Below are 13,236 nucleotides of genomic sequence, written 5' to 3'. Positions count from 1 at the left end.
AGAGAGCAATGACATTTACTAAAAAAGCGGGCCTCATTGGCGCCATCGGCTGCGCCCTGGTTGCAGGGCAGGCAGCGGCAGCGGACGACGTCTTCATCAACCCGGAGTGGGCCAACAGCGCCTGGTACATGGGCGGCAATATCGGCCAGACGCGCGCCAACGTCGATGACGTGCGCCTGATCCGCAGCCTGACCGCCAATGGCGCCGGCCTGAACTCGTTCACGACCGACGAGAAAGATGTCGGCTACAAGCTGTATGTCGGCAAGCAGCTGAACCAGTACTTCGCGGTTGAAGCAGGCTTCTTCGATCTGGGCAAGTTCGGCTTCAAGTCGACCACTACCCAGAACGGCACCCTCAACGGTGAAGCCGGGTTCCGTGGCGTCAATCTGGACCTGGTGGCGCAAATGCCGCTCTCGCAGCGCTTCTCGGTATTTGGCCGCGCCGGCATGAACTATGCCAAGGCGACCACGCGCTTCCATGGTAACCGCCTGTTTGCGGTGACCAATCCAAGCCCGAGCGAGCGCAAGCTCAACGCCAAGGCCGGCCTCGGCCTGGAATACAAGTTCAGCGAAGCACTGGCCTTGCGCGGCGAAGTCGAGCGCTACCGTGTCAACGATGCCGTGGGTAACCGCGGCGATGTCGACCTGTTCTCGGTGGGCCTGGTCTACAAGTTCGGCCGTCCGGCTGCCAAGCCGGTCGCTCCGGTCGAGCCGGCGCCGGCGCCGGTGGTGCCGGTCGTGGCGCCAGCTGCGGCCCAGCCGCCGGCCGAGCCGGCCAAGCCGATGAATCCGGTCTCGGAAAAATCGACCTTCTCGGCCGAAGCCGTGTTTGCCTTCGACAGTGCCGTGCTGCGCCCTGAGGGCAAGGCATCGCTCGACGAGCTGCTCGGCAAGCTGCAAGGCATGGATGCCGACGTCATGATCACGGTCGGCCACACCGACTCGATCGGGCGCGCCGCATACAACGAGAAGCTGTCGCTGCGCCGCGCCGCGTCGGTCAAGGCCTACCTCGTGTCCAAGGGCGTCGACGCCGCGCGCGTCTACACCGAAGGCAAGGGCGAAACCCAGCCGGTAGCCGACAACAAAACGGCCGAAGGCCGCGCCAAGAACCGCCGTGTGACGGTGGAAGTGGTCGGCACGCGCCGCTAAGCCGATCCGGCTTGCTGCACAAAAAACCGCAGGGCTGCGCGCCCCGCGGTTTTTTTTCGTCGATCGCCTGCGCTTGCGTGTGCCATCGATCAATTTTTGTGTGGCAGCGTACGGTCGGCGCTGGCGGACGGGCGTGTAATGGCCGCTGATCAATCATCGGCAGCTCCCCATGCGCAAGAAAAACGACGACGCCCCCGCCATCGCACCGCTGGCCCGGCCCGGCTTCGTCCAGGTGCGCGGCGCGCGCGAGCATAATCTGAAGAATGTCGACGTCGACATTCCGCGCGACGCGCTGGTCGTATTCACCGGCGTGTCCGGCTCGGGCAAGTCCTCGCTCGCTTTCGGTACCCTGTATGCCGAGGCCCAGCGGCGCTATCTCGAATCGGTCTCGCCCTACGCGCGCCGCCTGTTTCACCAGATGCCGGTGCCGGAAGTGGACGATATCGACGGCCTGCCGCCCGCCGTCGCCCTTCAGCAGCAGCGCGGCTCGCCCACCACCCGCTCGTCGGTCGGCAGCGTGAGCACCTTGTCCAATTCCCTGCGCATGCTCTATTCGCGCGCCGGCGACTATCCGGCGCGCCAGCCGCTCCTGTACGCCGAATCGTTTTCGCCGAATACCCCGGAAGGGGCGTGCACCGAGTGCCATGGCCTGGGGCGCGTGTATCAGGTCACCGAACAATCGATGGTCCCCGACGACAGCCTGACCATCCGCCAGCGCGCGGTTGCCGCCTGGCCCACCGCCTGGCACGGCCAGAACCTGCGCGATATTCTCGTCACGCTCGGCTACGATGTGGACACGCCCTGGCGCGACCTGCCCAGGAAAGTGCGCAACTGGATCCTGTTCACCGACGAGCAGCCGACCGCGCCGGTGTACGCGGGCTTCACGCCCGACGAGGTGCGCGCGGCGCTGGGGCGCAAGGAAACGCCGAGCTACCAGGGCACCTTCACCGGCGCGCGCCGCTACGTGCTGCACACCTTCGCCACCACCGAAAGCGCATCGATGAAAAAGCGCGTGGCGCGCTACATGGTCAGCGCCGAATGTCCGCTATGTCGGGGCAAACGCTTGCGCCAGGAGTCGCTCTCGGTGACGTTTGGGGGCATGGACATTGCCGACATATCGCGCCTGCCGCTCGAACGCCTGTCAGCGCTGCTGCGGCCCTTCGCCGACGGCAGCGCACCGCGCAATGCCAGGGCGGCGGCGCTGCATCCGGAAAAAACCATCGTCACGCGCCGCATCGCCGAAGATCTGGTCGCGCGCCTCGACGTGCTGCTGGCGCTGGGCCTGGGCTACCTGTCGCTCGAACGCAGCACGCCGACCCTGTCGCCGGGCGAGCTGCAGCGCCTGCGCCTGGCGACCCAGGTGCGCTCGAACCTGTTCGGCGTGGTGTATGTGCTCGACGAGCCGTCCGCCGGCCTGCATCCGGCCGATACCGAAGCCTTGCTCACCGCGCTGGCCCAGCTCAAGGCGGCCGGTAATTCGCTGTTCGTGGTCGAGCATGCGCTCGACGTGATCGGTCACGCGGACTGGATTGTCGACGTCGGCCCCGAGGCGGGTGAGCAGGGCGGCCATATCCTGTACAGCGGTCGTCCGGACGGCCTGCGCCACATCGAGGCGTCGCACACGCGCCGCTATCTGTTCGCGGCCGACCCGCCGGCGCCGCGCACCCCGCGCAAACCCGCGGCCTGGCTGCGTCTCGAAGGCGTCACCCGCAATAACCTCGACCGCCTCGATATCGAGCTGCCGCTCGGCGTGCTGGCCAGCGTGACCGGCGTGTCCGGCTCGGGCAAATCGACCCTGGTCAGCCAGGTGCTGGTCGAGCTGGTTGGCGCCGCGCTCGGCCAGCCGCAGGCGGCGCAGGCGGACGAAGGCGAGGAGCCGGAACACGAAGAAGTCATTCCGACCGAAGGGCGCATCGTCTCGGGCATGGAGCACATCAAGCGCCTGGTGCGGGTCGACCAGAAGCCGATCGGGCGCACGCCGCGTTCCAACCTGGCCACCTACACCGGGCTGTTCGACCATGTGCGCAAGCTGTTCGCCGCCACCAAGACCGCGCGCGCGCGGCGCTACGACGCCGGCCGCTTTTCGTTCAACGTGGCCAAGGGGCGCTGCGAGCATTGCGAGGGCGAGGGCCAGGTGATGGTCGAGCTGCTGTTCCTGCCCAGCGTGTACGCGCCATGCCCGACCTGCAACGGCGCGCGTTACAACGCCAAGACGCTGGAAGTCACTTACAACGACAAGAATATCGCCGAGGTGCTCGGCATGACGGTCGATGCCGCCGCCGCGTTTTTTGCCGATGAAGCGCCGGTGGCGCGTTCGCTCGAGGTGCTGCGCGATGTCGGCCTGGGCTACCTGCGCCTCGGCCAGCCGGCTACCGAGCTGTCGGGCGGCGAGGCGCAACGCATCAAGCTGGCCACGGAGCTGCAGCGCGCCGCGCGCGGGAGCATGCTGTACATACTCGACGAGCCCACCACAGGCTTGCATCCGTCCGACGTCGACAAGCTGCTGGTGCAGCTGGAACGGCTGGTGGAAGCGGGGAACAGCGTCATCGCGGTCGAACACAATATGCGGGTCGTCGCAGCCAGCGACTGGGTAATCGACATCGGACCGGGCGCCGGTGAAGCGGGCGGCAAGGTGGTGTTTTCCGGGCCGCCGGCCGTGCTGGCGCTAGAAAAAAGCAGCCGCACCGCGCCTTATCTCGGCAAATTCATGGCTGCGAAAAGCTGATGCACGCCGGTGCGCGCACGTGCGACGGAAGTGAAAGGAAGTGAAGATTGCGCCACAGGCGCGACGCGGTCAAGCGTTCAGCGTGGGCTCGCAGACCGGGGCGGCGTCGCCAATCAGGCGACGCGCCGGCAACATGATCGTCGGATCGGCGCCTTCGCCGTGCTTGAGGCGATGCGTCGATCGGATAGGCAATTCGTTACCGCAGGAAATACTGGACATCCGTGCGCTTAGTGGAAAAACAGCGCAGCCGCGGTACCGCTTAACACATCGGTCGAGCACAGCAGGTACGTTGCGGCGCCAGCCAGGGTGACGTGCAGGGCAGCCCAAGTCAGTGGAAATAAGCGCATCATGATGTCCTCCGGTCGTGCGTTAAGGGAATTGCTGTCGGTATGTGATCATCTTAGCTAAGGTTCTCTGTAGAAACTATCGGCAAAACGTCCGACGAAATGTAGGACGTTGGCTCGCCTGTTTTGCTGTTGCCATTCTCCTACGAAAAATGTAGGCGACGTCCTATGGTGCACCATGCGTGTGCGCCATAAAGTTGTGACATGACTACTCACAACCAACAACTTCTCCACAACGGCGCCCGCGCCGCCCGCCGCCATACCATCAATAGACTGCTGCGCTCGATTTTCGGGGTGGAGAGTTTGCGGGATGGCCAGCAACAGGTGATCGACAGCGTCCTCGATGGCAAGGATACGCTCGCGATCATGCCTACCGGCAGCGGTAAATCGCTGTGCTACCAGATTCCTGCGCGCATCCTGGACGGGACCACGATTGTCGTCTCGCCATTGATTTCTCTCATGAAAGACCAGCTCGAAAAGCTCGATGCGCTCGGCGTGCGCGCCGTGCAGGTCAACAGCAGCCTGACGCGCGAGGAAGAAGATGCGGCCATGGAGGGCATTCGCGGCAGCTTTCACGAAATCGTGTTCTGCACGCCGGAGCGCTTGTCGACGCCATCGTTCCTTGAAGCGCTCAAGGAAATCAAGGTCGCCCTGGTGGTGATCGATGAGGCGCACTGCATTTCGCAGTGGGGCCACGATTTCCGTCCCGCGTACCTCGAGATGGCGGCCGCCATCGACGCGTTGAAACGCCCGCCGGTACTGGCGCTGACCGCCACCGCCACCGACGACGTGGTAGCCGACATCGCCCGCCAGCTTGGCCGCGCGCGCATGAGCGTTGTCAATACGGGCATCTACCGTCCCAACCTGCACTACCGCGTGGCCCAGGTGACCAACAACGACGAGCGCTATGCGCGCGCGCTGGAATACGTGCAGGCGTCCGAAGGCGTGGGCATCGTCTACGCGGCCACCGTCAAGGCGGCCGAAGAGATGCTCGACATTCTGGTGAACGCCGGCGAAAGCGCCACGCTCTATCACGGCAAGCTGCCAGCCGCCGAACGCAAGCGCAACCAGGATGAATTCATGTCCGGCGAAAAGCGCGTGATGGTCGCCACCAACGCCTTCGGCATGGGCATCGACAAGCCTGATACCCGTTTCGTGCTGCACCTGCAGCTGCCCGCCAATCTCGAAGCCTACTACCAGGAGTCCGGCCGTGCCGGGCGCGATGGGCTGGACGCCGAGTGCACCTTGCTGTACTTCCAGGACGACAAGCGTCTGCAGCAGTTCTTCCTCGTGAAGCATTACCCGACTGCGAACGACCTGAAAGCGGTCTACGATTCGGTATGCGCGATGGCGCAGGAAGAGAAGGTCAGTTTCGACCGCCTGAATGAAGAACTGGACGAACTGGCCTCGGGCAAGCTGAAAATCTGCCTCAAGCTGCTCAAGGACGGCAAGCTGCTGCGCCAGAACCGCAAGCTCGAATACATCGTGACGCCGAAGGAGGCCAGCGCCGATCTGTTCGAGGAGCTGTCCGCCATCTACGCACGCAAGCAGGAGCGCGACCGCGAATCGCTGGAACAGATGGTATCGTATTCAGTCAGCGGTTTTTGCCGCTGGAAGGTGCTGCTCGACTACTTCAAGGATGAAGTCGAGGGCTTCGACAAATGCTGCCGCTGCGATAACTGCCTCAATCCCCCGGCGGTGGCGGAGATCGAGATCCGTGACGATGAATTCGAGCGCGATCCCGAGCCGGCACCGGCGGCGCCGCACTTCGAGCCGGGCACCCAGGTACGCGTACCGAAGTTCGATGTCGGTACCGTGGTCTCGATGGCCGGCGACCAGGTGACCATTGAATTTCCCGAACACGGCGAAAAGACCTTCCTGGCCGATTACGTGGAAGTGGCTTGACCAGCAGTCTGACTGTCAGCGCCGTCCAGGGGCGCGAGGAGAAAAACATAGGAGAGCACGCATGTCGGACATGGTAGTGGTACGCAAGGAGGGACTGTTCTGCGTCCCCGGGCAGTTCTACATCGACCCGTGGCGGCCGGTGGACCGCGCCGTGATCACCCACGCCCACGGCGACCACGCGCGCGTCGGCCATGGCCACTACCTGTCGGCCGCCAGCGGCGTGAACGTGCTGCGTTCGCGCCTGGGCGAGATCCATATCGACGGCCTCGAATACGGCGAGCGCATCGTGCACAACGGCGTGACAGTGTCGCTGCATCCGGCCGGCCACGTGCTCGGCTCGGCCCAGGTGCGCATGGAGCACCGCGGCGAAGTGTGGGTCGCTTCCGGCGACTACAAGGTCGAACCGGACCGCACCTGCGTGCCGTTCGAGCCGGTGCGCTGCGACACCTTCATCACCGAATCGACCTTCGGCTTGCCGATCTACCGCTGGCAGCCGGAGCAGGAGATTTTCGACGACATCAACAGCTGGTGGCGCAAGAACGCCGACGAGGGCCGCGCCAGCGTGGTCTTTGCCTACTCGTTCGGCAAGGCGCAGCGCATCCTGTCCGGCCTCGATCCATCGATCGGCACCATCATCTGCCACGGCGCGGCCGAGCCGATCAACCGGGTCTACCGCGAAGGCGGCGTGGCGCTGCCGCCCACCGTGCTGGTGACCCAGGTCGAGAAGGCGGCCATCAGGCGCTCGATCGTCATCGCGCCACCGTCGGCGGGCAATTCCACCTGGATGAAGCGCTTCGGCGACTACAGCGATTCGTTTGCCAGCGGCTGGATGCAGCTGCGCGGTGCTCGCCGCCGGCGCGGGGTGGACCGCGGGTTCGTTTTGTCCGACCACGCCGACTGGCCCGGCCTGATGACGGCGATTCGCGCCACCGAAGCGCCGCGCGTGATCGTCACTCATGGCTCGATTCCCATCATGGTGCGCTGGCTGCGCCAGGTGGGCCTGGACGCCTCCGGTTTCGACACCGAATACGGCGATGAGGATGAAGCCGTGGAAGCAGCAGGCGACCCTGCGGCGGCTCCAGCGACAGAACCCGCGCCCGAGGGAACGCCCGAGGTGACGGATGCGTGAGTTTGCCCGCCTGTACACTGAGCTCGACGAGACCACCGCCACCAACCGCAAGCTCGAAGCGCTGCAAGCCTATTTCGGCCGCGCCGCTCCCGACAACGCTGCCTGGGCGGTTTACTTTCTGGCCGGCGGCAAGCCGCGCCAGGCCGTGCCGACCAAACTGCTGCGCCAGTACGCCATCGAGTACGCGCAGCTCGACGAATGGCTGTTCGACGAGTCGTACAACGCCGTCGGCGACATGGCCGAAACCATCGCCCATATCCTGCCGCCGCCCGAACAGCAAAGCGACATCGGCCTGGCCGAGTGGATGCAGGAGCGCATAGGTCCCTTGCGCGGCGCCGATCCGGCCACCATACGCACCGCCTTGTTCGGGTTCTGGAACGAACTCGATTGGCGCGAACGCTTTTTGCTGACCAAATTGATCGGCGGCGGCTTTCGCGTCGGCGTGTCGAAACTGCTGGTCACGCGCGCATTGTCGTCGCTGGCGGCGGTCGACAGCAAACTGATTGCCCAGCGCCTGATGGGCTGGACCGACGGCAGCGTGCGCCCCACCGCCGCCGGCTTCCTGCAGCTGATCGCCGCCCAGTCGGACGAAGAGCACAAACTGCGTGGCGGCCAGCCCTATCCTTTCTTTCTCGCGCACCAGTTGCAGGGCGAGCCGCAAGGACTGGGGGAGGTGGGCGGCTGGCAGGTGGAATGGAAGTACGACGGCATCCGCGCGCAGCTGGTGCGGCGCGGCGCGCAAAACTACCTGTGGTCGCGCGGCGAAGACCTGATCACCGAACGCTTTCCCGAACTGGCGGCGCTGCATCTGCCCGAAGGCACCGTGGTCGACGGCGAAGTGCTGATCTGGACCGAGGAAGACACGCCGGCCGCATTCGCGGACCTGCAAAAACGCATCGGCCGCAAGACCTTGTCCGCCAAGCTGCTGGCCGAACTGCCGGCGGTGCTGGTAGCCTACGACTTGCTGGAGCAGGATGGGGTGGACCTGCGCGCGCTGCCCCAGCATGAGCGGCGCGCCCTGCTGGAGGTGCTGGTGCGCGAAACAGCGAAGCCGCAGCTCAGATTGTCGCCGCTGATTCACGCCGCCAGCTGGAACGAACTGGCGCGCGTGCGCACCGAGTCGCGCGCGCGTGGCGTCGAGGGCATGATGGTCAAGGCGCGCGAGGCCCAGTATGGCGTGGGCCGCACCAAGAATGTGGGCACGTGGTGGAAGTGGAAGGTCGACCCGTACACTATCGATGCGGTGCTGATCTACGCGCAGGCGGGCCATGGCCGGCGTGCCTCGCTCTACACCGACTACACTTTCGCGGTGTGGGACGCCGACGGCGAGGGCGGCGAGCGCAAGCTGGTGCCGTTTGCCAAGGCATACTCCGGCCTGACGGACGCCGAAATCGCGGTGGTCGACAATGCGATTCGCAAGACCACCATCGAAAAATTCGGGCCGGTGCGCTCGGTTCGCCCGACCATGGTGTTCGAGATCGGCTTCGAGGGCATTGCGCTGTCGAGCCGCCACAAGGCCGGCATCGCGGTGCGCTTTCCGCGCATCTTGCGCAAGCGCGACGACAAGACCATCGACGACGCCGATTCGCTCGATACCCTCAAGGGCCTGCTGGCCGCAGCCGGTACATGAGCAAGAGCCAGATGGCACAAGCCATCGACGACTGGTTCGTCCAGCGCAAATGGAAGGTGTTCCCGTTTCAGCGCGCGGTGTGGCGCGCCGCGCTGGCCGGCGAATCGGGCCTGCTGCACGCGAACACGGGCGCCGGCAAGACCTATGCGGTGTGGCTTGCGGCGCTGCTGCGCGGGGCGCTGGCCGGCAAGCGCCGTGCGTCCGGCCTGCGCGTGCTGTGGATTACGCCGATGCGCGCGCTGGCCGCCGATACCCAGCGTGCGCTGGAGGAGGCGAAGGCGGTGCTGGCGCCCGGCTGGACGGTCGGCGCGCGCACCGGCGACACCAGCTCAAGCGAGCGCGCGCGCCAGTCGCGCGCCATGCCGTCGGCGCTCATCACCACGCCCGAAAGCCTGTCGCTGCTGCTCAGCCACGCGGCGGCGCAGACCCAGTTCGCCAGCCTGGACATGATCATCATCGACGAGTGGCATGAGCTGATGGGCAGCAAGCGTGGGGTGCAGGTGCAGCTGGCGCTGGCCCGCCTGCGCCACTGGAACCCGCAACTGGTGGTGTGGGGCTTGTCGGCCACGATGGGCAATCTGGCGCAGGCGCAGGACGTGCTGCTCGGCGTTGGCAAGGGCACGCTGGTCGAGGGCGACCTGAAAAAGGAGATCCGGGTCGATACCCTGATTCCGGCCAACGTGTCGCGCTTTCCGTGGGGCGGGCATCTTGGCATCGCCATGCTGCAGCCGGTGATCAACGAGATCGAGGAATACAACGCCACGCTGGTGTTTACCAATACCCGTTCGCAGTCGGAGCTGTGGTATCAGAATATCCTGGAGGCGCGCCCCGACTGGGCCGGCGTGATCGCATTGCATCACGGCTCGCTCGACCGCGAAGTGCGCGAGTGGGTCGAAAACGGCCTGAAAAAAGGTGAGCTCAAAGCGGTGATCTGCACCGCCAGCCTCGATCTGGGGGTGGACTTCCTGCCGGTCGAACGGGTGCTGCAGATCGGCAGCGCCAAAGGCATCGCGCGCTTGCTGCAGCGGGCGGGGCGCAGCGGCCACGCGCCGGGGCGCGTCTCGCGCGTGACGCTGGTGCCCACCAACAGCCTGGAATTGCTGGAAGCGGCGGGCGCGAAGCATGCCGTCGCGGCGCGCCGCATCGAAGGGCGCCTGGTGCCCAACAAGCCGTTCGACGTGCTGGTGCAGCATCTGGTGACGGTGGCGCTGGGCGGCGGTTTTCGCTCCGAACAGCTGTACGAGGAGGTGCGCGGCGCCTGGTCGTACCGCGCGCTCTCGCCCGAAGAGTGGCAGTGGGCGCTCGATTTCGTGGCGCGCGGCGGGCAAAGCCTGATCGCGTATCCGGAATACCAGCGCGTCATTGCCGACGACGAGGGCGTGTACCGCGTGCCGAGCGTGGCGCTGGGGCGGCGCCACCGCATGGGCATCGGCACCATCGTGTCCGATTCGACGATGCAGGTGAAGTACATGAGCGGTGGACGCATCGGCAGCGTCGAGGAATCGTTCATCTCGCGCCTGAAGGCGGGCGACCATTTCCTGTTCGGCGGACGCATCCTGGAATTCGTGCGGGTGCACGAGATGACCGCATTTGTGAAGCGCGCCACCGGTGCGCGCGGAGCGGTGACGCGCTGGCAGGGCGCCAAGATGCCGATGTCGTCGGAACTGGCGCACGCCGCGCTGGAAGAATTGCGCCACGCGGCGCTGGGCGAATTCCGCGGCCCGGAAATGGAGGCGATCCGCCCGCTGCTGGAAATCCAGCAGCGCTGGTCCGCGCTGCCGACCATCGATACGCTGGTGGTGGAGGCCATGACCAGCCGCGAGGGCCATCACCTGTTCATGTATCCGTTCGCGGGACGCTCGGTGCACATGGGATTGGCCTCGCTGTTCGCGTACCGGATCGCGCGCGTGCAGCCGATTACGTTTTCGATCGCGATCAACGATTATGGCTTCGAGCTGCTGGCGGCTGAACCGGTGGATTGGGCGCGCGCCTTCTTGGCCGCGTCCGAGAACGTGACGGGCCTTGAGGTGCCGCTGTTCTCGACCGAACTGCTGCTCGAAGATGTGCTGGCGAGCCTGAACGCGACCCAGCTCTCGCAGCAGCGCTTCCGCGAAGTGGCGCGCATCGCCGGGCTGGTGTTCCAGGGGTATCCCGGCCAGCCGAAAAGCACGCGCCAGATCCAGGCCTCGTCGTCGCTGTTTTTCGAGGTGTTCCGCAAGCACGATGCGGCCAACCTGCTGCTCACGCAGGCGCAGCGCGAAGTGATGGAGCAGGAGCTGGAATTGACGCGCTTGCGCGATACCTTGATCGAGCTGCACGGGCGCGGCGTGGCCTTCCGCGAAGTCAAACGCGCCACGCCGTTCGGCTTTGCGCTGATGGTCGAGCGCTTCCGCGAAAAACTCAGTACCGAAAAACTGTCGGACCGCGTCGGGCGCATGCTGCGCGAACTGGAGAAAGCGGCCGTGCCATGACGTACCGCGAGATGCGGCTGGCCGGTGAAACGGTCCTGCTGCTGCCTGAAAAAGCGCTGTACTGGCCGGCGCGCGCGCTGCTGGTCATCGCCGACATCCACTTCGGCAAGGCGGCCTCGTTTCGCGCCCAGGGCGTGCCGGTGCCGCGCGGGACCACCACCGAGAACCTCGACGCTTTAGATGCGCTGATGGCCGTGCATACAACCCGCGAGATCGTCTTTCTGGGCGACTTCTTGCACGCGCGCGCCGCCCATGCCTCGGCCACCGTGACCGCCATGCTGGCGTGGCGTGCGCGCCATCCGGACCTGATCCTGACGCTGGTGCGCGGGAACCACGACAAGCACGCGGGCGACCCGGCGGCATCGCTGGCGATCGGCATGGTCGACGAGCCGCACACGGTGGCGCCGTTCTCGTTTTGCCACCATCCCGACATCGCCGCGCCGGGCTACGTGCTGGCCGGGCACGTGCATCCGGTGTACCGGCTCTCGACCCGGCTCGATTCGCTGCGCCTGCCATGTTTTCTGATCGGGCCCACGCGCATGGTGCTGCCGTCGTTCGGCGCGTTTACGGGCGGTTTCGTGGTCGCGCCGGGCGCGGGGGAGCATGTATGCGTCAGCTCGGGAGAGGCTGTGCATTGCGTACGCTAGCGCACCGACGCCCGTATGCGACCAGCGTAACTTGACGTGACTGCTGGAAATATCCGGCTTCGCTGTACAACCTCCGAGGAGATCATCATCAAAACGACAACAATAATCCGCGCCGCATCGCGCGCCGCAGTCCTGGCTGCGATGCCGCTCTTCGCCATGACCCTGGCCGCGCCTGTACAGGCGCAGCAATACAACAACAATGCCGCCGCCTACGCCCCGGTGATCCGCGGTTTCGACGTCGAAGAAGTGCGCCGCCTCAAGCCCGGCGTGGAGCTGAACTTCAACCTGTACGGCACCCCGGGCGGACGCGCCACCCTCAGCATCGCCGGCGCCAACCGCAACCTGAACCTGACCGAAACCGAGCCGGGCCAGTACGAAGGCACCTACACGCTCGGCGGGCGCGACAACATCACGGGCAGCAGCGCCGTGACCGCCAATCTGCGCGTCGGCAACCAGGTGACTAGCGGCGTGCTCAGCGAATCGCTGCTGCGCGACGTCGGCCGCCATCCGCGCGACAACCAGGGCCGCGAGCGCGCCGCCGATGTGCCAAGGATCGCGCGCTTCGACGTGCAGGGCACCGACGACTTGTCGCCGGGTAATGAGCTGACCTTTTCGGTTTACGGCACGCCTGGCGCCAAGGTCGATATGGTCATCGCCGGCACCCGCGGCGTGTTCTTCTTGCCGGAAGTCAAACCAGGCGAGTACAGCGGCGATTACACGATCCGCCGCGCCGACCGGATTGCGCCGAACAGCGCCGTGACGGCCACCATGCGCGTCGGCGGCCGCGTCTCGACCGCCGTCCTCGGCAAGCCATTGCGTGTCGCGGCGGCCACGCCGACCCCGCGCGAGGTGCGTTATTGCACCAATTGCGCCACGGTCGACGCGATCAACGTGATCGAAGTCAATGGCGACGGTAACTATCTCGGCACCATCGGTGGCGGCGTGGTTGGCGCCGTGCTGGGCAGCCAGGTCGGCAAGGGCAGCGGCCGCACCGCGGCGCAGATCGCCGGCGCTGTGGGCGGCGCTTACGTGGGCCGCAATATCGAACGCCGGGCCCGCAAAACCCAGCATTACGAAGTGGTGATCCGCTTTAACAACGGCGGCACCCAGACCGTGACGTACGAAAACGATCCAGGCTTGCGTGTGGGCGAGAAGGTCCGGATCACGGATGGCGTGCTGTCGCGCGATCAATAAGCAGGTGTGATGGAATAAGAAAGGCGCCCCGCAGGGCGCCTTT

At 65.7% G+C, this 13,236-nt stretch carries 10 protein-coding genes; 8 read left to right on the top strand and 2 right to left on the bottom strand.

All coding sequences use genetic code 11. From position 1 onward, the window contains the following. Positions 1-8: 8 nt before the first annotated feature. Positions 9-1,148, top strand: coding sequence for an OmpA family protein (locus tag RBA40_RS25460; RefSeq protein ID WP_306650979.1), 1,140 nt, complete (start codon positions 9-11; stop codon positions 1,146-1,148). Between the two features lie 169 nt (positions 1,149-1,317). Then, positions 1,318-3,873: an ATP-binding cassette domain-containing protein gene (locus tag RBA40_RS25455; protein ID WP_306650978.1), complete on the top strand. Its 2,556-nt coding sequence runs from the start codon at positions 1,318-1,320 to the stop codon at positions 3,871-3,873. Between the two features lie 69 nt (positions 3,874-3,942). Here RBA40_RS25455 and RBA40_RS25450 read toward each other — a convergent pair whose 3' ends face one another. After that, the gene (locus tag RBA40_RS25450) at positions 3,943-4,092 is read right to left on the bottom strand and encodes a hypothetical protein (RefSeq protein WP_306650977.1); all 150 of its coding nucleotides are present in this window, start codon (positions 4,090-4,092) and stop codon (positions 3,943-3,945) included. A gap of 8 nt (positions 4,093-4,100) precedes the next feature. Further along, positions 4,101-4,223, bottom strand: a complete 123-nt coding sequence (locus RBA40_RS25445) for a hypothetical protein (protein WP_267876243.1) — start codon at positions 4,221-4,223, stop codon at positions 4,101-4,103. A 198-nt stretch (positions 4,224-4,421) separates the two neighbouring features. On the opposite strand from RBA40_RS25445, the gene RBA40_RS25440 reads away from it, so the two are divergent. From RBA40_RS25440 to RBA40_RS25415, 6 genes are all read left to right on the top strand, one after another. Next, positions 4,422-6,122 (top strand): RecQ family ATP-dependent DNA helicase, encoded by a 1,701-nt coding sequence (locus tag RBA40_RS25440; RefSeq protein ID WP_306650976.1) that lies wholly within the window; start codon positions 4,422-4,424, stop codon positions 6,120-6,122. Positions 6,123-6,183: 61 nt separating this feature from the next. Continuing rightward, positions 6,184-7,251 carry a ligase-associated DNA damage response exonuclease gene (locus RBA40_RS25435; protein ID WP_306650974.1) on the top strand — a complete coding sequence of 356 codons (1,068 nt, stop codon included), beginning with the start codon at positions 6,184-6,186 and terminating at the stop codon, positions 7,249-7,251. Continuing rightward, positions 7,244-8,881, top strand: coding sequence for an ATP-dependent DNA ligase (locus RBA40_RS25430; protein ID WP_306650972.1), 1,638 nt, complete (start codon positions 7,244-7,246; stop codon positions 8,879-8,881). The genes RBA40_RS25435 and RBA40_RS25430 overlap by 8 nt, the downstream gene beginning before the upstream one ends. After that, positions 8,878-11,352, top strand: coding sequence for a ligase-associated DNA damage response DEXH box helicase (locus RBA40_RS25425; RefSeq protein ID WP_306650971.1), 2,475 nt, complete (start codon positions 8,878-8,880; stop codon positions 11,350-11,352). Before RBA40_RS25430 ends, RBA40_RS25425 begins: the two co-directional genes overlap by 4 nt. Beyond that, positions 11,349-11,999 (top strand): ligase-associated DNA damage response endonuclease PdeM, encoded by a 651-nt coding sequence (gene pdeM, locus RBA40_RS25420; protein WP_306650969.1) that lies wholly within the window; start codon positions 11,349-11,351, stop codon positions 11,997-11,999. Before RBA40_RS25425 ends, pdeM begins: the two co-directional genes overlap by 4 nt. A 141-nt stretch (positions 12,000-12,140) precedes the next feature. Further along, positions 12,141-13,193 (top strand): outer membrane lipoprotein, encoded by a 1,053-nt coding sequence (locus RBA40_RS25415; RefSeq protein ID WP_306650968.1) that lies wholly within the window; start codon positions 12,141-12,143, stop codon positions 13,191-13,193. Positions 13,194-13,236: the final 43 nt, after the last annotated feature.

Origin of the sequence: Massilia pseudoviolaceinigra (assembly GCF_030846505.1) — a bacterium.
GTDB classification, from domain to species: domain Bacteria; phylum Pseudomonadota; class Gammaproteobacteria; order Burkholderiales; family Burkholderiaceae_D; genus Telluria_A; species Telluria_A violaceinigra.
Note: the sequence above shows the minus strand (reverse complement) of the source record. Positions and strands in the feature narration are given on the sequence as shown.